Annotated in this window: 21 protein-coding genes; 10 read left to right on the forward strand and 11 right to left on the reverse strand. The window is 67.6% G+C overall.

Translation table 11 applies throughout. The annotated features are described in order from the left end of the window. Positions 1-60: 60 nt before the first annotated feature. Positions 61-816, reverse strand: coding sequence for a helix-turn-helix domain-containing protein (locus J2751_RS01700; RefSeq protein ID WP_209482739.1), 756 nt, complete (start codon positions 814-816; stop codon positions 61-63). 131 nt (positions 817-947) lie between these two features. Between J2751_RS01700 and J2751_RS01705 the strand changes: the two genes are divergently transcribed. Next, positions 948-2,474 carry a phytoene desaturase family protein gene (locus tag J2751_RS01705; RefSeq protein WP_209482740.1) on the forward strand — a complete coding sequence of 509 codons (1,527 nt, stop codon included), beginning with the start codon at positions 948-950 and terminating at the stop codon, positions 2,472-2,474. Positions 2,475-2,727: 253 nt separating this feature from the next. Next, positions 2,728-3,516: a bacteriorhodopsin gene (locus tag J2751_RS01710; RefSeq protein WP_245202555.1), complete on the forward strand. Its 789-nt coding sequence runs from the start codon at positions 2,728-2,730 to the stop codon at positions 3,514-3,516. A 546-nt stretch (positions 3,517-4,062) separates the two neighbouring features. Here J2751_RS01710 and J2751_RS01715 read toward each other — a convergent pair. Together J2751_RS01715 and infB are read right to left on the reverse strand one after the other, a co-directional pair. Then, positions 4,063-4,941, reverse strand: coding sequence for a phosphatase PAP2 family protein (locus J2751_RS01715; RefSeq protein WP_209482742.1), 879 nt, complete (start codon positions 4,939-4,941; stop codon positions 4,063-4,065). Between the two features lie 105 nt (positions 4,942-5,046). After that, complete coding sequence (gene infB / locus J2751_RS01720) at positions 5,047-6,840, reverse strand: translation initiation factor IF-2 (protein WP_209482743.1); 1,794 nt, start codon at positions 6,838-6,840, stop codon at positions 5,047-5,049. Between the two features lie 175 nt (positions 6,841-7,015). Between infB and J2751_RS01725 the strand changes: the two genes are divergently transcribed. After that, on the forward strand, positions 7,016-7,261 hold the full coding sequence (locus tag J2751_RS01725) for a PRC-barrel domain-containing protein (RefSeq protein ID WP_209482744.1): 246 nt from the start codon (positions 7,016-7,018) through the stop codon (positions 7,259-7,261). Continuing rightward, a complete protein-coding gene (locus J2751_RS01730) occupies positions 7,261-7,719 on the forward strand; it encodes an NOB1 family endonuclease (protein WP_209482745.1) in 459 nt (152 codons plus the stop codon). The genes J2751_RS01725 and J2751_RS01730 overlap by 1 nt, the downstream gene beginning before the upstream one ends. A 48-nt stretch (positions 7,720-7,767) precedes the next feature. On the opposite strand, the gene uppS is transcribed toward J2751_RS01730, so the two are convergent. From uppS to J2751_RS01745, 3 genes are all read right to left on the reverse strand, one after another. Further along, the gene (gene uppS, locus J2751_RS01735; protein WP_209482746.1) at positions 7,768-8,715 is read right to left on the reverse strand and encodes a polyprenyl diphosphate synthase; all 948 of its coding nucleotides are present in this window, start codon (positions 8,713-8,715) and stop codon (positions 7,768-7,770) included. Between the two features lie 181 nt (positions 8,716-8,896). After that, the gene (locus tag J2751_RS01740) at positions 8,897-9,172 is read right to left on the reverse strand and encodes a hypothetical protein (protein ID WP_209482747.1); all 276 of its coding nucleotides are present in this window, start codon (positions 9,170-9,172) and stop codon (positions 8,897-8,899) included. Next, complete coding sequence (locus J2751_RS01745) at positions 9,172-10,299, reverse strand: aminotransferase class I/II-fold pyridoxal phosphate-dependent enzyme (protein ID WP_209482748.1); 1,128 nt, start codon at positions 10,297-10,299, stop codon at positions 9,172-9,174. Before J2751_RS01745 ends, J2751_RS01740 begins: the two co-directional genes overlap by 1 nt. A 113-nt stretch (positions 10,300-10,412) precedes the next feature. Between J2751_RS01745 and J2751_RS01750 the strand changes: the two genes are divergently transcribed. The 3 genes from J2751_RS01750 to J2751_RS01760 all read left to right on the forward strand — a co-directional run bounded on the left by J2751_RS01750 (position 10,413) and on the right by J2751_RS01760 (position 13,837). Continuing rightward, a complete protein-coding gene (locus J2751_RS01750; protein WP_209482749.1) occupies positions 10,413-12,083 on the forward strand; it encodes a succinic semialdehyde dehydrogenase in 1,671 nt (556 codons plus the stop codon). A 117-nt stretch (positions 12,084-12,200) separates the two neighbouring features. Beyond that, positions 12,201-13,229, forward strand: a complete 1,029-nt coding sequence (thyA, locus tag J2751_RS01755; protein WP_209482750.1) for a thymidylate synthase — start codon at positions 12,201-12,203, stop codon at positions 13,227-13,229. Next, positions 13,229-13,837 carry a dihydrofolate reductase gene (locus J2751_RS01760; protein WP_209482751.1) on the forward strand — a complete coding sequence of 203 codons (609 nt, stop codon included), beginning with the start codon at positions 13,229-13,231 and terminating at the stop codon, positions 13,835-13,837. The genes thyA and J2751_RS01760 overlap by 1 nt, the downstream gene beginning before the upstream one ends. 28 nt (positions 13,838-13,865) lie before the next feature. On the opposite strand, the gene J2751_RS01765 is transcribed toward J2751_RS01760, so the two are convergent. Then, the gene (locus tag J2751_RS01765; protein WP_209482752.1) at positions 13,866-14,795 is read right to left on the reverse strand and encodes a DMT family transporter; all 930 of its coding nucleotides are present in this window, start codon (positions 14,793-14,795) and stop codon (positions 13,866-13,868) included. A 240-nt stretch (positions 14,796-15,035) separates the two neighbouring features. Between J2751_RS01765 and J2751_RS01770 the strand changes: the two genes are divergently transcribed. Further along, on the forward strand, positions 15,036-15,830 hold the full coding sequence (locus J2751_RS01770; RefSeq protein WP_209482753.1) for a helix-turn-helix transcriptional regulator: 795 nt from the start codon (positions 15,036-15,038) through the stop codon (positions 15,828-15,830). A gap of 101 nt (positions 15,831-15,931) precedes the next feature. On the opposite strand, the gene J2751_RS01775 is transcribed toward J2751_RS01770, so the two are convergent. From J2751_RS01775 to J2751_RS01785, 3 genes are read right to left on the reverse strand one after another with little or no spacing between them, the layout of a single operon-like run. After that, complete coding sequence (locus tag J2751_RS01775) at positions 15,932-17,068, reverse strand: ABC transporter permease (RefSeq protein ID WP_209482754.1); 1,137 nt, start codon at positions 17,066-17,068, stop codon at positions 15,932-15,934. Then, positions 17,065-17,835: an ABC transporter ATP-binding protein gene (locus J2751_RS01780; RefSeq protein ID WP_209482755.1), complete on the reverse strand. Its 771-nt coding sequence runs from the start codon at positions 17,833-17,835 to the stop codon at positions 17,065-17,067. The genes J2751_RS01775 and J2751_RS01780 overlap by 4 nt, the downstream gene beginning before the upstream one ends. Then, positions 17,828-19,267 carry a COG1361 family protein gene (locus tag J2751_RS01785; RefSeq protein ID WP_209482756.1) on the reverse strand — a complete coding sequence of 480 codons (1,440 nt, stop codon included), beginning with the start codon at positions 19,265-19,267 and terminating at the stop codon, positions 17,828-17,830. Before J2751_RS01785 ends, J2751_RS01780 begins: the two co-directional genes overlap by 8 nt. A gap of 172 nt (positions 19,268-19,439) precedes the next feature. Here J2751_RS01785 and J2751_RS01790 point away from each other — a divergent pair, with 172 nt between their 5' ends. Beyond that, positions 19,440-20,234, forward strand: a complete 795-nt coding sequence (locus J2751_RS01790) for an archaeal proteasome endopeptidase complex subunit alpha (protein WP_209482757.1) — start codon at positions 19,440-19,442, stop codon at positions 20,232-20,234. Between the two features lie 36 nt (positions 20,235-20,270). Here J2751_RS01790 and J2751_RS01795 read toward each other — a convergent pair whose 3' ends face one another. After that, positions 20,271-22,886 carry an extracellular solute-binding protein gene (locus J2751_RS01795; protein ID WP_209482758.1) on the reverse strand — a complete coding sequence of 872 codons (2,616 nt, stop codon included), beginning with the start codon at positions 22,884-22,886 and terminating at the stop codon, positions 20,271-20,273. Positions 22,887-23,202: 316 nt separating this feature from the next. Here J2751_RS01795 and thsB point away from each other — a divergent pair, with 316 nt between their 5' ends. Beyond that, entirely contained in the window at positions 23,203-24,849 is a 1,647-nt protein-coding gene (gene thsB, locus J2751_RS01800) for a thermosome subunit beta (protein ID WP_209482881.1), read from the forward strand. Positions 24,850-24,867 lie beyond the last annotated feature (18 nt).

Raw genomic sequence — 24,867 nt, forward strand, 5'->3', positions numbered from 1 at the left:
GGTGAGGGACGTGGTCGCTTGAACCCCGCGATCACTCCCGTCCGTCGGGAAGAGCCGAGATCAGCCGTCGTGACCGATCGCATCGGTGCCACCGTCGACAACGACGCCGATCATCCGTCGTTGGGCCGCCGCGAGGTGTTCGGCGAACGTCGACCGGGCGATCCCCACGGCCTCCGCCACCTCCTCGGCGCTCGCCTCGCGCGGATACGAGAAGTAGCCGAGCCGCCACGCCGCACACAACACCTCGCGCTGTCGGTCAGTTAACCGTCTCCGGTCGACCACGACGGGGTCCGCCCGCTCGTGGTCGCCGGAGTGAGTGAGGCGGTCGAGCGTGACGGTCGCACCCGTCGACTCAACGGCGTCGACGATGCCCCCGAGCGGCTCGACGGTGGGCAAATGAACGGTGACACGGAGTCGATCCGGATTCGTCCGAACCGTCGCGTCGGCCACCGGGTAGCCGAGCGACTCGATCGTGCGATACGGACACGCGTCCCGCGGCTCGACTTGGCGTCGATACACGCGAGCGCCGTCGACCTCAAAAACCGGAGCGGCCGGGGCGGAACCGTCGGACGGGATCGGACCCTCGACTCGGAACTGCTCGATCGTGACGTCATCGAGCGTGATCGCTCGAACGTCCGTCGCGACCGTCCCGTCCGGCAGGGCGTCGACCACCGGACACTCCGGAGGGTCATGGGCGACGAGGCGCGCGCGAACGCCATCGCCGGAGGTGCCGTACCCCGGGTCCCGTACGTTCGAGGCGGGAGCGCCGCTGGAGCGACTGGGAACCGAGCGAACCGGATCGGGTGACTCTGGCATGTGTTCTCCCCCGTATCCCACGAGTAAATCGGCGGGGCCTGACAGGTACGCCCCAAGCCGCTTCGACGACATATAAAAGCCCGTCGCATGACGGCGATGATTCTCGGCGATGGACGATCACGTGTCACACGATGAGCGATCGCTCTCTCGACGGGACCTCAGTCGGGATCGTCGGCGGCGGGATCGGCGGGCTCGCCGCGGCGGCGTATCTTGCCGACGACGGCGCGGCAGTGACGCTGTACGAGCGTTCGGACCGGGTCGGCGGCGTCGCCGGCCGGATCGAACGGGACGGATTTCGGTTCGACACCGGTCCCTCGTGGTACCTCATGCCGGAGGTGTTCGAGCGGTTCTTCGGTCACTTCGGTCACGAGCCCGCGGAGTTCTACGAGCTGGAGCGGCTCGACCCGCATTACCGCGTGTTCTGGGACGACGGCGACCGTGTGGACGTACCAGCCGATCCTGAGGCCGCCGCACGGCTGTTCGAGTCGTACGAGGACGGCGGTGCGGAGGCGTTCCGTCGATACCTCGCGGACGCCGAAGCCGCATACGAAGCCGGAATGGAGCAGGTCGTCCTCCCAGGGCGGTCGCGCCTTCGTGACTACCTCTCGACCGACGTTCTCCGTGCCGGCCGTGAACTGGCCCTGCTCGACAGTCTCGACGAGCGGGTGAGCGAGTACGTCGACCACCCGAAGCTCCGGCAGCTGCTCCAGTACACCCTCGTGTTCCTCGGCGGGTCCCCGCACGACACGCCGGCGATGTACCAGTTGATGAGCCACGTCGACTACGGCCTCGGCGTGTACTACCCGATCGGCGGGATGTACGAAGTCGTTGAGGCGGTCGAGGCGGTGGCACGCGAGCGCGGCGCGGACGTCCACACGAACGTCGAAGTTACCGGCCTCGACCCCGTCTCGGGCGGCGTCGCGGTCGACCTCGGCGGCGACCGATACGTCCACGACCGGGTCGTCTGTAACGTCCCCCCGGAGTACGTGGAACGAGAACTGCTGCCCGCGGGGAGCGTCCCGCGACTCGGCAACTACTGGGACCGTCGTACGTACGGGCCCTCGGCGTACCTGTTATACCTCGGCGTCGAGGGACGGGTAGACGAGTTGGCACACCACACGCTCGCGTTACCGACCGACTGGGATCCCCACTTCGAGGCCATCTTCGAGGACCCCCGGTGGCCGGAGGAGCCGACGGTGTACGTCAACGTTCCCTCGCGAACCGATCCGTCTGTCGCGCCGTCGAGCCACGAGAGCGTCGTGATCCTCGTTCCGTTGGCTCCGGGGCTCGACGACGCTCCGGAGCGACGAGAACGGTTCCGCGAGACGGTACTGGAGACGGTGGCGTCGTACACGGGCGTCGACCTCGCGGACCGGATCGTCGTCGAGGAGTCGGCGTGTGTCTCCGAGTTTGCGCGCCGGTTCAACCGTCCCGGCGGAAGCGCGCTCGGACTCGCACACACGCTCACACAGACGGGCCCCCTCCGTCCGGGTCCCCGAGTTCGAGGGGTCGACCGGCTCTACCACGTCGGCGGCGGGACGAACCCGGGGATCGGCGTGCCGATGTGTCTGCTGAGCGGCGAACACTGTGCGGACGCGGTCGCCGAGGACGTCTCGATCGGGGGGTTCGATCGACTCTCCTTCCTCGCTCGCGAGTGAAGCAGAAGTGTGGTATACCACCACAAGACATTTTACGTCGTGGTACCGGAGATGGACACGTACCACCCCTCCTGTAGGGCCGGTTCCACCGCGATCCATACTCGTTAGGTTGATAGATTTAATCAAAGTAGAACCAACCCGTAGGTGTCGCATGATAGAAACAGCAGCAGCCGACCTAGCGGTAGCAGCACAGGGAGTCCCCCTGGAGGTAACCCAGACCGATATCTGGAACTACCTCCAAAGCGATGAGGGGATGTTACTGAACCTCTCGTTGTGGGTCAACATCGCCTTGGCAGGGCTCTCGATCCTCCTCTTCGTGTTCATGGGGCGGAACGTGGAGGACCCGCGCGCACAGCTGATCTTCGTCGCGACGCTCATGGTCCCGCTGGTATCCATCTCCAGCTACACCGGACTCGCGTCCGGACTCACGATGAGCGTCCTCGAGATGCCAGCAGGACACGCGGCAGCCGGCTCGACGACGCCGATTGCCGGCGGCACGGACGGCGTCCTCACGATGTGGGGCCGTTACCTCACGTGGGCGCTCTCGACGCCGATGATTCTGCTCGCGCTCGGTCTGCTCGCGGGCTCGAACATCACGAAGATCTTCACGGCTATCGTGGCTGACATCGGGATGTGTGTCACCGGTCTCGCGGCCGCGCTGACCACGTCCTCTCACGCGCTCCGCTGGTTCTGGTACTTCATCAGCTGCGCGTTCTTCCTCGTCGTGCTGTACGTGCTCCTCGTCGAGTGGGCAGCCGACGCCGAAGTCGCTGGAACCTCGGAGATCTTCAACACGCTGAAGATCCTCACCGTCGTGATGTGGCTCGGCTACCCGATCTTCTGGGCGCTCGGTGCTGAGGGGATCGCGGTGCTCGATGTCGCGATCACGTCCTGGGCCTACAGTGGCCTCGACATCGTCGCGAAGTACATCTTCGCGTTCCTCCTGCTCCGCTGGGTCGTCGACAACGAGTCCACGATCGCGGGCATGGCGTCCGGGCTCGGCTCCGCCAGCGGCGGCGGCGCGGCTCCGGCCGACGACTGACGACGTAGCGTCGCGGTATCACCGTTCGGGCGGTTTCACGGTGTCGTTCTCCCGCGGACCGACGTGGGGTGTCCGCGGGCCTTTTTGCGGTTCAGTTCACCGTTCGCTAGCGGCAGCACCCGGAGTTGACTCACGACCACGAAGACGGGCCGTGAACGTCGATATCCGCTGGACAGACCCGTGCCGGCCAAACGGGTGCCGGTCGACCGGACGCCCGGAGGGTCCCGGACGTTCGAGTTGCCGGTTGGATATTGTTCGTTGCCGATCGAACCTGTGAGCTGCCGGATGACCTGCTGTGACTCCGCTACCCGGCGAGGATCGGTCGACTCTCGTGGCACGCATTGAGGGGCCGGCCGGCGGCAAAGAGCGCTGCGTCCATCGGGACCGGCGATCGCCGTTTCGGCGGAGGGTGGCAGTCGACTCCCTCTCGGACCCGTGATACGGGTCAGCGGACGTACCGTTCACCCGGGAGAAGCCGGAGCCCGTGACTGCGTTTCGCGACCGTGTCAGTTCGGTCGTCGCCGAGGCAGGGCGGTCCGACCGGTCTCAGTCGTCGCCGGTCGCACCGTGTCGCTCGGCGTGGCGCGTCGGCTCGGTGCCGTCGTCGTTCGTGACGACCGACCGTGCGCCGAGTACGCTGCCCGCCGCGAGCAGGATACCGGCGGCGACGTCGACCATCCAGTGGATCCCGAGTGCCATCGTCGCCAGCACAATGCTCGTCGCGAGCACGAACGCGACCGGAGTCCAACGGGGGAACTCCGCGTGTGTCATGCCCGCAACCACGAGTACCGTCACCGATAGCGACGTGTGGAGGGAGGGGAACACGTTCGTCTGTGAGTTCACGAGCGAGGTGAGATAGACGATCTCGGGAAACAGCTCGATAAGACCGTGGCTCACTGTCGTTGCCGACTCGGAGCGCTGGTGATACGTCCGTGGTCCGTACGCTCGAACGACCGCGTAACACACGATCGCCACGGCGTAGTTGATCCCGTAGGCGGCGACGAGCGTCTCAAGCGGGCGCGTCGATGACGCGAAGAGGTACGCGAGCAGCGGAAAGGTCAACAGCACCGCGTAGCCGAACACGTACACTCCGGCGAAATACACCGTCCCCCACTCCGGAAACAGCGCCTGGATCGCGGCGACGGCGTTGCCTTCGATCGAATGGAATAGCGCCGTCGGATCGATCCCGTACTGATACGAGAAGGCGACGATGTACGTCTGTAACCCCTTGTTCACGACGAGGATCGCTGCGAGTAACGCGACGTACGGCGCGATCGCACGCAGTCGACTGCGGAGGTGATGGCGGTCCGTCAGCACTCGCCGGCGTTGCTCACCGTCGACACAGAGAACGAGTAACGCGGCAAGCGAGGTCGCGGTGACAGCGAGCACGACCGCCACGAGTCCGGCGGTAAGCAGCAGGCTCATCCGGCCGTCACCTCGCCGCAGGACTGCTGGTCGGCGAGTCGGGTCGTCGCGGGTGACGTTGACGGCTCTCCCACGCTCAGCCGTGTTCCTCCGGGTGCCACGGCCTCACTTCCCCCAGAACGGGTCGCGCTTTCGGCGCGTGTCGAGGTAGCCGGCGAGCGCCTCGCGCTCGTCGGCGGTGATCTCCTCTTTGAGTTCCTGTTCGAGGATCTTCGCGTGCTTCTCGGGGACCTCAGTCCACAGGGTGTCTCCCTCCTCGATGTCGCGGCCCACCGTTGGACCGTCGATGGCGATGCTGACGCGCTCGCCCGAGCGCGCCTCGTCGACGTCGTCGCCCTGCTTCTGGATCCCGGAGAGACTCCCGACGCGATGGAACTCGTTGCCCTCGAAGTAGCCGACAGAGCGGTTGTTCTGGAGCGTCCCGGCGATGATCTCGACGCCGACGACCGCGGGGTCGTTCTGGCGGAACGTGTGATCGGGGAGCAGTCGGAACCGCGAGGGCCGGACCACCTTGTCGAGCACCGTCTCCTGTTGTGCGCGCTGGCGCTCCTCGACGTACGTCTCGTAGTCCTCGATCAGCTGGTAGATCACGTCGTTCGTGAACAGCTTCACGTCCGCGCTCTCCAGTTCCGTCTCGGCGTTCGGGAGGATGTCGACGTTGAACGCCAACAGCGCCTTGTGTTCCTCTTGGTTCGCCGTCTCCGTGATGGCGATGTCGCGCGGGGCGACGTCGCCGACCTCCGCCCGCATGATCGGCACTTCGGCCTCCCTGAGCGCGTTCGCCATCGCTTCCAGCGATCCGAGCGTGTCCGCCTTGACGACGACGCCGTCCTCGGCGGTGTCGACTTCGATCTCGGCGAGTTCGGCTTTCACCTCGGCGATGGCGTCGTCCAGCGGTTTGTCGCGGACGACCCGGACCGGTGCGCCCGCCATCGCGTCGTCGAGGTCGGGCGCGGCGATCTTCACTCCGGCGGCGGCCCCGACCGAGGCCACCTTTTCGAACTGCTTCTCGGTGCGGATCTCCGCGAGTGGGCGGGGCTGGAGCAGCGCGCGCACCTCTGTGACGATCGGTTCCTCCTGACCGCCCACGACGATCTCGTCGCCGTTCTCTATTACGCCGTCGTAGACGACGGTGTCGACGGTCGCACCAAACCCTCGCTCGTCTTTCACTTCGAGCACCGTCCCCTCGCCGGGTCCGTTGACGTCTATCGCCATCTCCTCTTTCATGAACCGTTGGGAGAGTCCCATGAGCACCGCCAACAGGTCCGGGACCCCCTCAGCGGTGATCGCCGAGACGGGGACGACGCCGATGTTCTTTTGGAAGTCTTGGACGCGCCAGTAGAGGTCCGCGGAGAAGCCAGCGTCGGACAGCTGGCCGATGATCTCGTAGAGGTTCTCGTTGAGCATCGACATCGCGCGCTCGGACTGTGCCTCCATGCTCCGCTGTATCGGCTCTCCCTCCTGCGGGTTCCATCCGGGGGTCGTGTCGATCTTGTTGGCGGCGACGACGAAGGGGGTCCCCGTCCGTCGGAGGATGTCGATCGCCTCCTCGGTCTGTGGCTGGAACCCGTCGTTGACGTCGACAACGAGCACGGCGATGTCAGCGAGCGCGCCGCCACGGGCGCGCAACGTCGAGAAGGAGTGGTGTCCCGGCGTGTCGATGAACAGGAGTCCGGGCAGGTCGAAGTCGTCCGGGATCACGAGCTCGCCGGCCATCCGCGAGATGGTGTCGAGCGGGATGTCGGTCGCGCCGATGTGCTGGGTGATCGCGCCCGCCTCGGCCTCGCTGACCGCGGAGCCGCGTATCTCGTCGAGGAGGCTCGTCTTTCCGTGGTCGACGTGGCCCAGGACGGCAACTATCGGCGTCCGAAGGGTGTCCGTGTGAGTGTCTTCAGTCATGAGAATCGCCCCGAGAAGGTTGTTACGTTTCGTTCCGCCCGGCCGTCAGTTAAGTGTTTCAGGACGCGGCCGTGCGCGGTGCGGCCCCGGCGGTCCGTGACACCCGGCGTGTTGCCGTCCGTCATCCGTCCGACGGCCCGTGGCGTTTAATATCGTGCCCCGAACAAACACCCCTATGGCAGACATCTTGGCGGAGAACCTCTCCGGGAAGGCAGTAATGGGGGCGGACGGGACCGAGCTCGGCGATCTGTACAACATCACGATGGATCTGAAATCCGGCGAGCTCCGACACCTGCTCGTCAGCCCGCACGAACAACTCAGGCTCGAGCGTGTCACGTTCGACGTTGACGACACCGGTCGGCTACAGGTTCCCGTCGGGAACGTCCAGGCGGTGAAGGACTACATCGTCGTCAGCCGCTGATGAGAGTTCTCGACACGTCGGCGTTCATCCACGAGTACACCACCGACGACTCGGTGGTCTCGGTGCCGGAAGTCCACGACGAGCTCGACGGCGAGACCGCGCTCCGGTTCGACGCGATGGAGGGGTCGGGGATGACCATCCACGTCCCTGCGCCCGAGGCAGTGGGGAACGTCGAGCGCGCCGCGCGCGGCTCCGGCGACCTCGCCGAGCTCTCGGATACCGACGTCAGGCTGATCGCGACCGCCGTCGAGCTTCACGCTACGCTCGTCACCGACGACTACGCGATGCAGAACGTCGCCGAGCGACTGGATCTGGACGTCGAGCCCATCGCTCGCGACGGCATCACGGAAGAACGAGAGTGGCGATTCCAGTGTGTCGGCTGTAGCCGAACCTTCGACGAAAACCGCGAGCGGTGTCCGATCTGCGGCAGCGACCTGACGCGAAAGAATCCGGCATGAGCGGTCGATCGTTTCGCCGGTAGTGCGTCGGCGATCGATCCGATCCGGTCAGCGCTCTGTCGACTCGCTCGAAGCGTCGATATCGGGGTCGTTCGAGACCACCTCGTCGAGTGCGGTGTGGTCGATCCCGGGGAGTCGGTGACGGAGCCGAGTCGCGACGCGACGCGCCTCCGCGAGTTCGACCTCGGCGACCGCCCGGACGAGTGCCGCGGCACGTTCGGTTCGGGCGCGCCGCCACGTCTCCTCGCGGGCCCCGTACGTCCGGATGGCGCGCATAAAATCGACTTCCGAGAACGCCGGCCAGTAGGGGGCACAGAAGTAGACGGCCGCCTCGTTGCCGTTGGCGTGCCACGGGAGGAAATTCGAGGTTCGCTCGTCGCCGCCGGTCCTGATGATGAGATCCACGTCACGGACCGGCCGATCGTAGAGCCGAGACTCGACGGCCTCGACGTCGACGGCGGCGGGATCGAGGTCGCCGTCGGCAACCTCGCGGACGACCTCGCGAGCCGCGTCGAGCAGCTCGGTGCGGCCGCCATACGCGAGCGCAACGTTGAGCGTGAAACGGTCGTTGTCGGCGGTACGTCGCTCGGCGTACGTGACCGCGTCCCGCACGCGGTTCGGGAGTCGCCCGATGTCTCCGATAGCGCGGACGCGGACGCCCTGATCGTGGACGCGGTCAGCGTCGGCGAACTCCCGGAGCTTCGCTTCCAGTAGGTCGAAGAGCGGTTCCAGTTCCGTGTCCGGCCGCTCGAAGTTCTCGGTGGAGAACGCGTACAAGGTTAGTTCCTCGACGCCGACGTCCGCACACCAGTCGAGCAGCCGCTCCGTGGTGTTCGCCCCGGCGCGGTGCCCGTCGGGCGGGGCGTCCCCCTGCTCCCGGGCGTAGCGCCGGTTCCCGTCCTGGATGACGGCGACGTGTGTCGGCACCCGCTCCACCCGCCGGTGGAGGTGTCGCAGGTATGCGCGTTCGACCGCGCCACGGAGCCGGTTCAGCACGGTCCGTGCGACGACACGAACGGATATGTAACTTGTCGTTTCCGTGAGACGACACGAACGGGAACGTAACCCGTCGTTGCCGGCCGATCGGAATATAACGGGCACTGTGGCCGATGAACGGTACACCTGCTCTTTTACAGGCGGCTCAAGACGAGTGCCTCGGGGTTTGGCCCCGAGCGGTTCACGGGTGGAACTCGTCTTCGTACTCCTCCTCGTCCTCGTCGTCGCCGTCCGGTGGCACGAACTGCCCGGTAAGAACGTAGCTCGTAATAAACAGCGCGATGAAACCGACGCCGACCGCCGCGGTCGTCCGCACCACGAACGGGAACTCGATCCACCAGAAGTAGCGGTCCGAAATGATGATGGCGATGACGGCGACGACGATCGCCTTCTGCTCGTCGGTCGGATCGCGAACGAGACCGACCACGTCCGATCTGAGATCGTCGACTAATCCCATCAGGCGTCACCTCCGCCTGCGGCCGCACCAGGGTGGTCGATCACGCGGCTCACGCGTTCGAGACCCTCCTCCAACTCGTCGGTCGGGAGCCCGAACCCGATCCGGAAGCGATCGGGAAAGCCGAACAGATCGCCGGGCGCGAGCACGACCCCCTCGCGCTCGACGACCGCGCGACAGAACTCGCGGCCGTCCTCGAACCCCTCAGGCACCGTCGGGAAGGCGTTGACGCCGACGGGATCATACCAGTCGAGGTCGTGACGATCGACCCACTCGGCGACGCGCTCGCGGTGCTCGCGGGCCAACTCGCGGTTCTCCTCCAAGATCCGATCCTCGCGCCGGCCAAGCGCCTGTTTCGCGACGTGCTGGCCGAACAGCGACGGGGAGATGGTGGTGTAGTCCTTCCAGCGCCACGCCTGCTCGACGACCGCCTCCGGCCCGGCGATCCAGCCGAACCGGAGCCCGGCCAGCCCGTACGCCTTCGTGAGGCTCGTCGTGGAGATGCCGTGGGCCCCGAAGCTCGCGACCGGCGGCTGCGGCTTCTCGGCGAGCAGCCGGTACACCTCGTCACACAGGAGGTATGCGTCGTGATCGACGGCAATGTCGTAGGCCGCCCGCATCGCCGCTTCGTCGTGGTACCGGCCGGTCGGGTTGTTCGGGTTGTTCACGACGACGACGGCGGTGTCTTCGCGGACCGCGTCGGCGACTGCGTCGGAATCGAGCTCCCACGTCGGCGGCTCCAACTCGACTCGTGTCACCTCGCCAAACGCCTCAGGAACTGCGTGAAGCGCCTGATACGTCGGGGTGACGACGACGGCGTGGTCGCCCGAACCGACGCCATCATCACCCGGCGGGTCATCAGTTGCGACGAGCGAGAGGAACGCGAGGAAGTTCGCCTCCTGTGTGCCGCAGGTGAAGAGGACCTCGTCGGCGCTCCGCCCGTACCGCTCGCCCACGCGGGTCCGGAACTCGGGGTCACCGTTCGTCGGGATCACGTAGCCAAGCTCGCCGGGGTCGAGATCGAATCGACCCGCGTCGAGCGACCGGATCCCGCTCTCGGCCAGCATGATGTCGGCCTCGTGTTCGTACTCGGCGAACCAGCGTTCAAGGCCGAACGGTTCGATGCGCATACCCGATCTGCGGTCGGCGCGAGGTTAGATGCTACGGTCGCGGTCGGCGCGATTGCGGCTCCGTTCCGCCGCCGACACCGCTTTCACCGACTAGCCGCTTCGATCGATATCGAATGATTCCTCCGACTTCGGCGTCTCCCTCGGCGTCAGAGACCTCACGTCCGACCGCACTCGCGTCCGCGACCTCACTTTCACCCGATCGGCTCGTCGAACTCGCGGACCGCGTGGACGGGAAGTCGGGCGAGAGCCTCGACGTGTTTGCGCCCGCGACGACCGAGCGGATCGGGTCGGTGCCGGCGTGTGACGAAACCGATGTTGCGACCGCTGTCGACCGGGCCCGGGAGGCTGGGGCGGCGTGGGCAGACCGTCCGATCGACGAGCGCGCGGCGGTGATCGACCGGGCCGCGGACCTGCTGCTTGCGGAGCGGTCCGCGCTCCTCGATCTGCTTCAGGCCGAAACCGGCAAGTCCCGTCGGACCGCTGTCGAAGAGCTGTTCGAGGTGCCGCTCGCCTGCGAGTACGCGGCTCGGAAGGGTCCGGACGCGATTGCTGAGGACCGACGGAACGCCGCGGTCCCGGGGCTCTCGACAGCGACGGTCACTTACGAGCCGGTTGGCGTTGTGGGCGTGATCTCGCCGTGGAACTACCCCCTCACGCTGTCGGTTGCGGACGTGGTCCCCGCGTTGCTCGCGGGCAACGCGGTCGTGCTTAAACCGGACGAGAAGACGCCGTACACCGCGCTCGCGCTCGCAGAGATACTCGAAACAGCCGGACTTCCCGAGGACGTGCTGACCGTGGTGACCGGCGAGGGACCGACCGTGGGGCCCGCCCTGATCGACCGTGTCGACCACGTCGCGTTCACCGGGAGCACGGAGACGGGTCGGATCGTCGCGGAGCGTGCCGGGCGCAACCTGATCGACTGCTCGCTGGAGCTCGGCGGCAACAACCCACTCGTCGTACTCGACGATGCCGACATCGAAGCGGCGGCTCGGGGCGCGGTCCAAGTCTGTTTTGCGAACGCGGGACAGCTCTGTCTGGCGGCCGAGCGGATCTACGTCGTCGAGTCCGCCTACGACGCATTCCTCGACGCCTTCGTTCGCGAGACGGAGCGACTGACGCTCGGAACCGGCTACGACTACGACGACGACCTCGGCTCGCTGATCGACGCCGACCAACTCGACCGGGTGCGATCACACGTCGATGACGCCAGAGAGCGCGGCGCAACTGTCGAGACCGGGGGTCGCCATCGTCCGGATATCGGCCCCTACTGTTTCGAGCCAACCGTGCTGACCGGGGTCGACCCGGACGCGACTGTCGCCTGCGAGGAGACGTTCGGGCCCGTCGTCTCCGTGACGCCCGTTCCTGATGTCGACGCCGCGGTCGCGGCCGCAAACGACTCGCCGTACGGTCTCAACGCGAGCGTCTGGACCGCCGACCGAAAGCGCGGCGCGGCGGTCGCTCGCCGGATCGACTGCGGGACCGTCTCCGTGAACGACGGATTCCTGACCGGCTGGGGCGCGCGCGACGCGCCGATGGGAGGATTCGGCGACTCGGGGATCGGCCGGCGGAACGGCCCGGAGGGAGTCCGGCGGTTTACGGAGTCGCGGACGGTCGGCGTCTCTCGAATCGGCCCGTTCACCTTCCCCGACCGGATCCCGACCGGGTGGTTCGTCCGTGGGGCGTTCGCTGCGACGACTGCGGGACGCCGGCTCTCGAAGGCGGGTCGCCGCCTGAAAAACGGAACGGTCGGACGGCTCAAACGGGGGGTGTTCGGGCGGGAGTGAACCGTCGGCAAGTCCGAGGGGAAGACGGCGATGTTTAAGTCGCGTAGCCCGTTGGACCGATAGACCGATCGCTCCGACGACCGGGTCGCCGGGGCGACGTCGTCACGCCACGACACAATGCAACAGTACCTCGACCTCGTCGACGACACGCTCTCGACGGGCACGTACAAGCCGAACCGCACCGGCGTGGACACCATCGCGACGTTCAGCGGCCAGTACACCGTCGACCTCGCGGAGGGGTTCCCCCTGCTGACGACGAAGCGGATGGACGGCTACCGCTGGAACTCGCTCATCCACGAGGTGCTGTGGTACCTCTCCGGCGAGGAACACGTCCGCAACCTGCGGGAGGAGACGAAAATATGGGACGCCTGGGCCGACGAGGAGGGACTGCTCGATACCGCCTACGGTCGGTTCTGGCGGCGGTTCCCGGTACCGGACGAGGCCGACGGACTGCCGGGCGAGACGTGGCCCGACGACGCCCATCGCTGGGTGACCGTCGAGGAGGGGCCGGACGGGACCGAACGCCGGACCTTCGATCAGATCGAGTACGTGCTCGACACGCTCCGTGAGAACCCCCACTCCCGACGGATGGTCGTGAACGCGTGGCACCCGGCGAACGCGACCGTCTCGACGCTCCCGCCGTGTCACTACACGTTCGTCGTGAACGTTCAAAACGGCAAGCTCAACCTCCATCTCACGCAGCGCTCCGGCGACATCGCGCTCGGCGTCCCGTTCAACATCGCCGCGTACGCGCTGCTCGCGAACGCGCTGGCCCAACGAACCGGCTTCGAGGTCGGCGAGTTCGGCCACACGGTGGTGGACGCACACGTCTACTGCGGACGGGGCGACCGCGGCGAGTGGTACGCCGAGAACCTCCCTCGAGTTCAGGAGCGGCTGGCGAACGTCGAGGACGACGCCGACTACCTGCGCGTAAAGGAGTGGGTGGCGGACGCCGCGCCCGCCGAGGCCGACGGTGAGGGGGGGTACGACCACGTTCCCGGGCTGCTCGAACAGCTCTCGCGCGAGCCGCGCGACCGGCCGCGGATCGAGATAGCCGACGTCCCGCTCGACGAACTGACGTACGACGACGTCGAGGTCGTCGACTACGACTCCGCGGAGGGGCTCTCCTTCGCGGTCGCGGAGTGATGGCGGAGGACGACGGCGGGGCGGCCGGGCGTGGCGACCGCGGCGACTCGGATTTCCCCGACGATGTCGACCTCGTCCTCGTCGCGGCGGTCGCTGAGAACGGCGTCATCGGCGTTGACGCGGGGATGCCGTGGCACTACCCCGCCGACCTCGCACATTTCAAACGTCTGACGACCGGCCATCCCGTGATCGTCGGGCGAACGACCTACGAGAGCATCGTCGAGCGGATCGGCGGCCCGCTCCCGGAGCGGACGAGCGTCGTTCTCTCCACCCGCGATCTCGACCTCCCCGACGGTGCGGTCCTCGCCGGTGACCTCGACGAGGCAATCAATCGGGCCACGGACGCGGCAGCCAGCAGGGGTGTCGATACCGTCTACGTGATCGGCGGCGCGACCGTTTATAAGGAGCTTCTGCCGCTCGCGGACCGAATGGTCCTGACGGAGATTCCCGAACGACCCGAGGGAGACACGTACTTTCCGGAGTGGGACCCGGACGTGTGGGCGGAGAACGCCCGCGAAACGCCGGACAAGGCGGGCAGCGACGGCAACGACAGCGACGACCTCGCCTTCGTAACCTACGAGCGGACCACGGATCGACCGGATCGGTGACCGGCCTGCGGCTCTCCCGCTCGGCGACTCACCTTTTTAATGGTGCGACGGCAGTGGAGAGCATTCGCGACGTGTTCGCCCAGAGTCCGCTGACGAGGAGGAAGCCGACGAAGATGACGGCGAACCCGGCCATCGACAACACGGAGAGCGTCTCGCCGAGCAGCGCCCACCCCCCGACCGCGGAGACGACCGGGACGAAGTAGAACAGCAGGTTCGCCCGCGTCGGGTCGGTCTCGTCGATCAGCGCGAAGTACGCGAGATACGCGATCGCGCCGGAGAACACGCCGACGTACAGCAGTGCGGCGACCGCGGCGGGTGCCATCGTCACTCCCGCCATCGACTCGCCGGCCGCGAAGCTCATCGCGTGTGAGAGCACCGCCGCGATCGGAACCCCCCAGACGGTGCGAGCCGTGCTCGAAATGGTCGCGTCCGCGCGGCGGATCAACACGACGCCGAGCGCGCCGACGACGGCGGCGGCGAACAGCAACGGCACCCCGGGTCCGTTTCCGAGCAGCGCCGAGGGTTCGGGGTTCGCGACCAGCACGACGCCGAGGAGTCCGAGCCCCATTCCGGCGATCCCCCGGTGTGAGAGTCGCTCCGTGCTGAGCAGGAGTCCGGCGAACACCGGCGTCAGGATCGGATTGAGGCTGAAGACGACGGCCGCCACGCCGCTCGTCACGTACTGCTGACCGAGGAACAACAGCGCGTTGGTGAGGCCGATGACGAGCGCGCCCGTCGCGAGGATTCCGGCCACGTCGCCGAGCGTCCGGGGTCGCAGGTCCGCCCAGGAGAGGCGAGTCGCGGCGAACGCCGCCAACACGACCGCGCCGATGTCGAACCGAAGGGCGACGAACAGCAGCGGCGGGAGGTGGTCGAGCCCGACCTTCGCCGCGACGAAGGTCCCGCCGAAGAGAACGGCCGAGACCACGAACAGGAGGCCAGTTCGTCGGTTCAACACGCTACTGTCTCACCTCGGGATCCGGGTTGGGTGAACCGAGGGCCGGGGGAACCCGGCGTCGATCGTGGGGAGGTCGTCATGTACCACACTCGGGGTTCAGGACGGATAACGGACTCCAGAAAACGTTCCACGGCGGGAAATCGGCCGGCTCGGTGACAGAGTTTCATCCCCTGAAACGGGCACCTCAGTCGACGGCGCAAAGAGCGAAGCCGGTTTATTTCGCTGGACGCTGGGAAACGTATGAAGCGTCCGCTCGACGAGATCGAGTTTCTCGCCCGCTCGACGAATCGCGTCGAGGTGTTACAGCTGTTAGCGGCGGAGCCGCACACTCGGGGAGAACTCGCAACCGCCACGGGTGCCTCACAGGCGACGCTCGGGCGGATCCTCGAGGACTTCGTCGAGCGGTCGTGGGTGACGAGGTCGGATCACACGTACAGCGCGACGGCCACCGGGAGGCTCGTCGCCGAAGGGGTCGACGAACTCGTGTCGGTGCTCGAAACCGAGGGCAAGCTACGTGACGTAATAACGTATCTCCCGACAGCAGAGCTGGGATTCGACCTGCGTCAACTCGCCGACGCGACGGTGACCACCCCGAGCAGAACACGTCCGAGCGCGCCACTCCAACGTGTGCTCGAAGGAATGAGAGGTGCCCGAACGCTGCGTGCGTTCTCGCACACGCTCAACGAACAGAGTCTCACGATCGCTCACGAGCGCGTCACCGCCGGCGCGCAGGAGTTCGAGGCGGTTCTCTCCACCGGCGCGATCGACGCGCTCGCGTCGGACGACCGCCTCTGGACGCGGCTGCGAGCACTGGTCGATCACGACGGCGCGGAGATCAGGGTCTCCCACGAGGAGATACCGATCTCCGTCACCGTCGCCGACGACACGGTGTACGTCCTCGTTCGCGACGACGGCGGGATCCTCAGGGCCGCCATCCACACCGACGATCCGGAGGTGCGCGAGTGGGCATCGGAAGCGTTCTCGACGCACTGGGAGCGGTCACGTCCGTTCGATCCGGCGGCATACGACCGGTGAGCGTCCCGTCCGACGCACGGGTCTCGAACGGGCGAGTCGAACGGGCGAGTCAAACGGGCGAGTCGAACGGGCGAGTCGAACGGTCCGGTGGGCCGAACTACTTAGCTCCGCAGCGCCTCGACGGGCCGTTCGTTTGCGGCCTTCCACGCCGGGTACGCGCCGCTCACGAGCCCGACGCCGACGCCGAACCCGAGCGCCAACAGGAGGTAGTAGCCGTTCGTCGGGTCCAGAACGATCGCGGCGTCGACCGCGGGGGTCGCGGCGACGAGCGCGGCGACGATGAGGACGGTCAGCGCCGTCCCGATGGCCGCACCGATCGCGCCGATGAGGCCGGCCTCCGCGAGCAACACGCGAAGGACGTCACGCCGGGTCACGCCGACCGCCCGCATCACGCCGATCTCCTGTCGGCGCTCGACGGTGCTCATGAGCATCACGTTGAGGATCGAGACGCCCGCGACGACGAGCGAGATGCCGCCCAACCCGAGCAGGAACGTTCCGAGGAGGTCGAAGAACTCGTCGATCTCGTCGACGATCGCGGCCAGTTCGAACACGTCGACGCGCTCCTCGCGGTCGTTCACGGACTCGCGGACGGCGTCCGCGGCCGCCCGCGCCTCCCCGCCCGTCTCGGAGACGACGAGCACCTGATCGTAGCCGTCGGCGGCGAACGCCGACTCCGGCAGGAAAACGGCGTCGTCGGGCGCGACCGGGCTGAACGTCTGTGACTCCGCCAGCACGGCGACCACGCGGGTCTGTCCGCCCGCGACCTCGACGCGGTCGCCGACGCCCACGTCGAGGTCGGCCGCGAGCCCGGCCCCGAGGATCGCGCCCTGTCTGTGTCGCTCCGGGACGCGCCCCTCGGCCGCCTCGAACGCGATCCCGGGCTGTTCGACGCCGTAGACGGTCGCGAACCCCTGTTCCGTCGGGCCGGAGACGACCGCGCCGTCGGAGTACAGCGGGACGACCGCGGGCTCGCCGACCGCCCGACGGATCGCGGCGATGTCGGCCTCCGAGAGCGACTCCACGCCCGCGTCGGCGTTCGGCGAGAGCACGACCTGCGTGCCGATGTCGCCGATGGCGTCGTCCGCACCGAGCGCGAGCACGTTCCCGAAGATCCCGAGCACGGCGACCGCGAGCACGCCGATACAGACGCCCAGAACGGCGAGTACGGTCCGTACCCGGTTGCGCCGGAGGTTCCGCGAGGCCATCGCGATCGCCGGTCGCCACGCGCCCGGATTCATCGCTCCTCACTCGGTGCGGGTGACGGGTCGCCGAAGAGGTCGGGCCCCTCGTCGTCGCTCTCGTTCCCGTCGCTCTCGTTCCCGTCGTCCCCTTCACGCGGCTTCCCGCCGACGAGTACGCCGTCCGTGAGTTCGACGACCCGATCGGCGTACTCCTCGACGAGCGCGTCGTGGGTCACGGCGATCACGGCGACGCCCTCGGACCGGACCCGCTCGAACTCAGCGAGGATCGACTCGCCCGTGTCGGTGTCGAGATTCCCGGTCGGCTCGTCCGCCAGCAACACGTCGGGGTCGTTTATGAGCGATCGCGCGATCGCGACCCGCTGTTTCTGGCCACCGGACAGCTCGGTCGGCTCGTGGTCCAGCCGGTCTCCGAGTCCGAACCGCTCCAAGAGCGACGCGGCCCGGTCGGTCGCGTCACCGGGGTCGAACGCGGTCGGTAACGCGACGTTCTCGACCGCGGTCAGCGTCGGCAGCAGATGGAAGTCCTGGAAAACGAACCCGATCGACTCCTTCCGGGCCGTCGTTCGCTCCCCGACAGAGAGGCTCGTCACGTCGGTCCCGGAGAGCAGTCGTCGCCCGTCAGTCGGGTCATCGAGCAGGCCGAGAACGTTAAGCAGCGTCGACTTTCCGGAGCCGCTCGGACCGACGACCGCGACGAACTCCCCCGGATCGACCGCGAGATCGACGGCATCGAGCGCGACCACGGGTTCCGTACCCCCTCCGGGGTACCGCTTCGTCACGTCCTCCAGCGCGACGCTATACATCTCGACGCCGGATGACGACCGTGGCGACCGCGATCCCGACGGCTCCGACGGTCCCGACGACTCCGACGGTCCCGACGCCGAGTCCGATGGGGCCGATCCCGGCACCGGAGACCCCGGCGAACCGGCCGTCGCTCCCGTCGTCCGGCGGGGGCGGAAGGTCGAGGGCAACCGTTTCGACGTACCGAACGCCCCGATCCGTGTACTCGATCCGGAGCGGGACGGTGTCGGCAACGGAGGCGTTCGCCGCGGCGTGGATCTCGAAGGGAACGAAGTCGCTCTCGCCGACGACGCCGACGAAGTACGACTCCCCGTCGGCGGTGCCGGCGACGCCGTCGGCGGCGGTCACGTCGACGACGACACCCTCGATCTCGGCGTCGCCCGTGTTCGCCAGATTGGCGTCGACGACGACACGGTCGGTGCCCTCGTGCGTCACGCTCGCACCCGTGATCGTCGGACGGCCATCCCGTGGCGGGTACGACAGGTCGCTCTCGGCGGTTCCCGACGCGCCCTCGCCGTCGGGCGAGCCGGCGGACGAGCGGAACGCCGCGGTGACCGTGACGTTCGATCGCCGGTCCAGCGGACCGAGGTCGAGGACGACTCGGCGCTCCTCGCCGGGCGCGACGTCCTCGACCACGAACGGACCTGCGTCCACGACGGGAGCTTCTGTGCCGTTCGCGGCCTCGCCGGCATCCGCATCGCCGACGTCACTCGGCTCATCAGCGTCGCTATCCTCCAAGCCGAGCCCCGACGCCGTCACGCTCACCCGGTCGGTGACGACGGTCCCGGTGTTGACGACGGTCACGGCGACGGGCGATGCCATCGGGTCCACCGTCTCCTCGTCCGATCCGGTCTCCAGCCCGCCACCGCCGCCGCCGAGCAGTCCGTCGATACCGCCGACACCGCCGACGTCGACCCCCTCGGCGTCACCGTCGTCCTCTCGGAGGTCTGCCGGCGAGAGGGGGCGAACGCGGAGATCGACCGCCGTCTCCGCCGGTTCGACATCGACGACGACGTCACGCTGTACTCGGACGACTGGCGGGTCCGAATCCTCGTCCGCGTCGTCGACCGGCTCCGTCGCGGTCACCTCGACGGTAAGTCGGTGTTCACCCGGGTCGTCGAACGTCGTCCACAGCGTCGCGTCGAGGTCGTCACCCGGCGATAGCGCGCCCGGCGCGGCCGCCACATCGTGTATCTCACCGTCGTCGTCGCGGAGCCGGAGTTCGCTCACGTTCGCCGGTTCGGCGCTTCCCGCCGAGCTCGCGACCGTGACGTTCACTGCGGTTCGCTCACCGACGACCGGCTCTGACGGGTCGACCGCGACCGTATCGACGGTGATCCGCGCGTCGGGGACCCCCACCACACCGCCGGCCACCGCGGTCGCGGCGAGACAGGCGAGCAAGAGGGCCGTCGTTCGAGTGGATGGCAAAGTCAACAGTTGTAGGGGTTCACGCGACATATATTCGTCGCAGGCGGCGGTCTCGACGGTGCGGCGGCGGCCGGGACCGCCGCCCCGGAGACGTACCGGTTACGGATGCTTTTTCAACCGTCCGGGGTTATATGCTGATAATGAAAGGACTCGTCACCGCGCGAGCGGGTGGGATCTGATGATGGGCGGTAACGACCAGCAGGCGTACGACCGCGGGACCTCGCTGTTCTCGCCCGACGGCCGGATCTATCAGGTGGAGTACGCCCGCGAGGCGGTCTCGCGCGGCGCGCCGAGCGTCGGGGTCCGGACGGCCGACGGGGTCGTCTTCGTCGCGATGTCACGCGCGAGTTCCACGCTGATGGAGGCCGAGAGCATCGAGAAGCTCCACAAGCTCGATGACCACCTCGGCACCGCGAGTGCCGGTCACGTCGCCGATGCCCGCCAGCTGATCGACCTCGCGCGCCGCCAGTCGCAGGGCAACCGCCTCCGCTACGGCGAGCCCGTCGGCGTCGAGACGCTGACGAAGTTCATCACGGACCACATCCAAGAGAACACCCAGCGCGGCGGCACCCGGCCGTACGGCGCGGCGCTGCTCATCGGCGGCATCGAGGACGGCGAGCCCTGTCTCTTCGCGGCCGACCCGTCGGGGACGCCCAACGAGTGGAAGGCGACCGTCATCGGCGGCGGCCGCAAGGAGATACAGAGCCACCTCGAAGAGGAGTGGACCGAGGACCTCTCGCTTTCGGCAGGTATCGAGCTCGGCGTGGCCGCGTTGGCCGCCCACGACGACGAGTTCGTCCCCGGCGATCTCGCGGTCGCGACGATCACCGAGGCGGACGGCTACCGAACCGTTCCCGGAGACGATGTCGCCGACGCGTTCGAGGCTGCCGGGCTGACGACGGAGGACGCTGACGCCTCGGACGCCGAGGACGCTGACGACGACGACGCTGACACCGCTGACGACGAGGAGTAACCCCGTTGCCGTTCGGTGAACCTGACTCCTCGTGGTTCACCGTTCTTCCAAGATCGCCTCAATCTCCGCGAGCACCGACGGGTCATCCGTGATCGCACTCCGAAGGACCGCTCCCACGTCTTGTCGCTCGGCGGACCACGTCGCCGTCGACGGTTCGAGCACCGCGTTCTCGGCGACGTACTCGATCGCGGGACGGTGTTCGGCGTAGGGGGCGTCGGCGACCGCATCGACCGAGAACGGGTCACCGTTCAGCGTCGGAACCAGTCCCTGGTCGACGAGCAGCGACGCGACCACCGGTGACCGGAACGCCTCGGCGACCGAGAGCGCCTCGCCGAGCAGCTCGGTGTTGGGATTGACGACGACGTACGAGGCGTACACGCCCGTGTACGATCCCGCGGGACCGGCCGGGGCCGGCATCATCCCGATGTCCTCGCGCTCCGCCTCGGAAAAGAACGACTCGTAGGTCGAGAGGGGGACCCGAGCGGCGATCGCGTTCTCGTCTGCGAACGTATATACGGGATCGATCACGTCGAACTCGAGCACGCTTTCGGCGCTGGCTCGTTCGACCCCGGAGCCGGAACGGTCCCCGCCGAGGACGAGGTCGTGGAGGACGTTTGCCGCCTCGACGCCGTCGGCGTCGGCGACGGTGACCGGGTCGCCGTCGGCGGGACGACTCCCGTCGGTCTCGTAGTATGACCCGCCGAACGCGGCGAGGACTTCCGAGAACGGCCGTGGGACCGACTGTCGACCGCCCGCCCACACGAACCCCTGATCCCGTCGGAACGCGGCGACGATCGACGACCACTCGCTCCACGTCGGCGGGTCGGTCATCCACGCCTCGAAGGTGGATTCGTCGTCGATCTCGCGGAATGCGGATTTCCGATAGGCCACCGTTTCCGGTATGAACCCGTACGGCAGCGCGTGGACCGCACCGTCCTCGGGGTTTCGGCTCATCCGTTCGAGGGCGGGGAACGACTCGCCGAGGACATCGCCGATCGGGTGATCGTCCGCGTACCGTGAGAGCGGCTCCGTCGCCCCCGCTCGAACGACCCGTGTGAGCTCGTCGGTGTTCACGAGGAGGAGGTCAGGCACGTCGTCGCCGCCCTCCACGCCCGCCAGATACCGATCGATCCGATCCGGGTCGTTGAACCGGTCGTCGAGCGCGACGTCTATCTCGGCAGGGATATCGACGTCCTCGATCGCTTCGGGAAGCGTCTCGAGATCGGTGCCGAACCGAGCGCCTATCGTAACGGTGCCGCCGGTGACTTCGAGCGAGGGTTCCCCGTCGTCGTCCGAGTCGGTCGCCGATGCTCCCGATGACGGATCGGCGACCGCCCCCGAGCCGTCACCGGTCAGGTCGTCGCCGAACACCTGGATGGCCCCGTAGGCGACCCCCCCGATCCCGACGGTGCCGACCCCGTATTTGAGAAACGATCGGCGCGACCCGGCGGAGCCCGACGCCGGGTCCGTTGTGCCGTCGACGGGGGTGGTGGATCCCGTGCCGACACTTCCGTCATCGGCCGCGGTCGGCTCTCCGCCGTCGGCCGGGTTCGAACCCTTGCCGTCGGCCGGGTTCGAACCCTTGTCGTCGGCCGGGTTCGACCCGTCCGTGCCCGCCATGGCGTCGTCGGCTTCGCCGTCCGAAGGATCACGGTCTTCCCCGTCGGTAGAGTCGCCGTCACTCCCGCTCTTCTCCTCGGTGGCGGTCTCCTCGGAGGACCCCGGCGCACTCGGCGCGACCGTGGCCGCGAGCGCGTCGGCCTCGCGATCGCCCACGCCGACGGAGGGAACCGCATCGAGAAGGTCCCGACCGAGCGGGTACGTCGTCGATTGGCGTGTCTCGGGGTCCGTGTCCGCCGCTCGCCGTATCGGCCGCACCGCGTCATCGGGGAGCTCGTCCGCGAGCGTGTCGACGTCGAATCCCTCGCGTATCGCGGCCGCAAGCGCGGTCGTGTCGCGGTCGGTCACGCTCTCGGCGGGGGCCCCCTCGTCGTTCGCGGGGTCGGGACTCATTTCCTCGAACGGTCGCGAGCCGGACAGAACGGCGGCGGCGAGGACGCCGATCCGGTACACGTCGGTTCGACGACTCGCGTGGTCGCCGTCGAGCTGCTCGGGGGCGGTGAACGGCGTGACGGGCGGCTCCTCGACGAGCCGGCTCAGTCCCCAGTCGCCGACCACCGCGACGGGACCGTCGTCGTCGACCCGGAAGGAGAGACAGTCCGGGTGGATCCCGAGGTGCGCGGGCGTCGAACCGTACCGACCGTAGGTGCGAAGCACCTCACAGATGTCCGAGAGCAACTCCCCGCGGGTCCGGAGGTCGCAGGCGGTCGCGATCGCGAGGGTGTCACCGGTCGCCCACGCCGCCAACTCCTCGGGGACGTACTCGACGGCGACCCACGGTTCGGGGTCGGTCCCCCAGTCGCGAAGCGTCCGCACCGTCCGACGCTCGTCGACGGACGACCATTGGCGAGCGAGCGAGTCGAACCGGTCGTACTGGTCGCTCGAGATCTCGCCCGTCGGCGTCCGGATCGCGACCGGGGATCCCGCCTCGTCGGTCCCGCGGTACGTCGTCCATCGGGAGGTCGTTCCGACGAGTTCACCGACGGACCACGAACCGTGGCGCCCCTCCAGCGGCCCCTTGAGCGCAGTCATACTGCCACGTTCCTCGTGGTTCGTAATAACGGTCCGGCATCGGTTCCGCGTCCGCTCCCCCTCCCGTGCCGACCTAGCCACGCGCCCGTCGGACCGTACTGATACGACAATATATAAACGGGTGGGATAGGGGTGGATCTCCGGTACGTCACTGTATGTGAATAGTCAACACTATTCGCGTATTGGAACCGTTCAGTCGTGCGTTTTCGTCGATATAACTGGCTTCGGCGTCGGTGGGTCCTAGCTCCGCCCCGGGAGCGGGTAGCGACATATTTATATAGAATCACAATCAATCAAGCGTTGTATGAGTCAGCGAATGCAGCAGGGTCAGCCGATGGTCATCATGGGGGACGACGCCCAGCGCGTGAAGGACAAGGACGCGCAGGAGTACAACATCTCCGCGGCACGCGGCGTCGCCGAGGCGGTACGTTCGACGCTCGGGCCGAAAGGGATGGACAAGATGCTCGTCGACTCGATGGGCGACGTCACCATCACGAACGACGGCGTCACCATCCTCCAGACGATGGACATCGACAACCCGACGGCCGAGATGATAGTCGAGGTCGCCGAGACCCAGGAGGACGAGGCCGGCGACGGCACGACCAGCGCGGTCGCCATCGCGGGTGAGCTGCTGAAGAACGCCGAGGACCTCCTCGAACAGGACATCCACCCGACGGCGGTCATCAAGGGCTTCAACCTCGCGAGCGAGTACGCCCGCGAACAGGTCGACGAGCTCGCAACCGAGATCGACGCCGAGGACACGGCAACGCTCAAAAGCGTCGCCGAAACGTCCATGACCGGCAAGGGCGCGGAGCTCGAAAAGGAAGTCCTCGCCGACCTGATCGTCCGCGCGATCCAGGGCGTCACCGTCGAGGCCGACGACGGCTCCCACGTCGTCGATCTCGCGAACCTCAACATCGAGACCCGTACCGGTCGCTCGGCGAGCGAGTCGCGGCTCGTCTCCGGGGCGGTGATCGACAAGGATCCGGTTCACGACGACATGCCGACCGACTTCGAGGACGCGAACGTCCTCCTCCTCAACGACGCCATCGAGGTCGAGGAGGCCGACGTCGACACCGCAGTCAACGTCGAGTCGCCCGACCAGCTCCAGCGCTTCCTCGATCAGGAGGAGGAACAGCTGCGCGAGAAGGTCGACCAGATCGTCGAGAGCGGCGCGGACGTCGTCTTCTGCCAGAAGGGGATCGACGACCTCGCCCAGCACTACCTCGCGAAAGAGGGGATCCTCGCGGTCCGCCGGACGAAGAAGTCCGACATGACGTTCCTCAAGAACGTCCTCGATTCGGTCATCGTCACCGACATCGACTCGCTGTCGAGCGAGGACGTCGCGCCCGGAACGGTTCAGCGTGACACCGCGGAGGAGCTGTTCCACGTCGAGGGGCCCGACGCCCACGGCGCGACGCTACTGCTGTACGGTTCCACCGAACACGTCGTTGACGAACTCGAACGCGGCGTCAACGACGCGATCGATGTCGTCGCGACCACCGTCTCCGACGGCCGGACGCTCCCGGGCGGCGGTGCCATCGAGGTCGAACTCGCTCGTCGACTCCGGGACTACGCCGACTCCGTCTCCGGTCGCGAGCAACTCGCCGTCGAGGCGTTTGCCGACTCACTGGAGCTTATTCCGCGTGTGCTCGCCGAGAACGCAGGGCTCGACTCCATCGACCTGCTCGTCGACCTCCGTGCGGCCCACGACGCGGGCGACGAGAACGCCGGCCTCAACGTGTTCAGCGGTGAGGTCGAGGACACGTTCGACGCGGGCGTCGTCGAGACGGCCCACGCCAAGGAGCAGGCGATCGCCTCTGCTGCCGAGGCCGCGAACCTCGTCCTGAAAATCGACGACATCATCTCGGCGGGCGACCTGTCCACCTCGGGCGGCGACGACGAGGGTGGTGCGCCCGGCGGCGGCATGGGCGGTATGGGCGGCATGGGCGGCGCGATGTGACGTCCGGGAACGAGGATC

Source organism: Halorubrum alkaliphilum, from assembly GCF_017873815.1.
GTDB classification, from domain to species: Archaea; Halobacteriota; Halobacteria; order Halobacteriales; family Haloferacaceae; genus Halorubrum; species Halorubrum alkaliphilum.

Bases quoted from the DNA above. Each gene is read 5' to 3' on its own strand.
- J2751_RS01745 (WP_209482748.1), bottom strand. From the start codon at position 10,299: ATGCGCATCGAACCGTTCGGCCTTGAACGCTGGTTCGCCGAGTACGAA.
- J2751_RS01705 (WP_209482740.1), top strand. From the start codon at position 948: ATGAGCGATCGCTCTCTCGACGGGACCTCAGTCGGGATCGTCGGCGGC.
- J2751_RS01760 (WP_209482751.1), top strand. From the start codon at position 13,229: ATGGCGGAGGACGACGGCGGGGCGGCCGGGCGTGGCGACCGCGGCGAC.
- J2751_RS01710 (WP_245202555.1), top strand. From the start codon at position 2,728: ATGTTACTGAACCTCTCGTTGTGGGTCAACATCGCCTTGGCAGGGCTC.
- J2751_RS01795 (WP_209482758.1), bottom strand. From the start codon at position 22,886: ATGACTGCGCTCAAGGGGCCGCTGGAGGGGCGCCACGGTTCGTGGTCC.
- J2751_RS01730 (WP_209482745.1), top strand. From the start codon at position 7,261: ATGAGAGTTCTCGACACGTCGGCGTTCATCCACGAGTACACCACCGAC.
- J2751_RS01725 (WP_209482744.1), top strand. From the start codon at position 7,016: ATGGCAGACATCTTGGCGGAGAACCTCTCCGGGAAGGCAGTAATGGGG.
- J2751_RS01790 (WP_209482757.1), top strand. From the start codon at position 19,440: ATGATGGGCGGTAACGACCAGCAGGCGTACGACCGCGGGACCTCGCTG.
- J2751_RS01750 (WP_209482749.1), top strand. From the start codon at position 10,413: ATGATTCCTCCGACTTCGGCGTCTCCCTCGGCGTCAGAGACCTCACGT.
- J2751_RS01770 (WP_209482753.1), top strand. From the start codon at position 15,036: ATGAAGCGTCCGCTCGACGAGATCGAGTTTCTCGCCCGCTCGACGAAT.
- J2751_RS01715 (WP_209482742.1), bottom strand. From the start codon at position 4,941: ATGAGCCTGCTGCTTACCGCCGGACTCGTGGCGGTCGTGCTCGCTGTC.
- thsB (WP_209482881.1), top strand. From the start codon at position 23,203: ATGCAGCAGGGTCAGCCGATGGTCATCATGGGGGACGACGCCCAGCGC.
- J2751_RS01740 (WP_209482747.1), bottom strand. From the start codon at position 9,172: ATGGGATTAGTCGACGATCTCAGATCGGACGTGGTCGGTCTCGTTCGC.
- J2751_RS01700 (WP_209482739.1), bottom strand. From the start codon at position 816: ATGCCAGAGTCACCCGATCCGGTTCGCTCGGTTCCCAGTCGCTCCAGC.
- infB (WP_209482743.1), bottom strand. From the start codon at position 6,840: ATGACTGAAGACACTCACACGGACACCCTTCGGACGCCGATAGTTGCC.
- J2751_RS01775 (WP_209482754.1), bottom strand. From the start codon at position 17,068: ATGAATCCGGGCGCGTGGCGACCGGCGATCGCGATGGCCTCGCGGAAC.
- thyA (WP_209482750.1), top strand. From the start codon at position 12,201: ATGCAACAGTACCTCGACCTCGTCGACGACACGCTCTCGACGGGCACG.
- J2751_RS01780 (WP_209482755.1), bottom strand. From the start codon at position 17,835: ATGTATAGCGTCGCGCTGGAGGACGTGACGAAGCGGTACCCCGGAGGG.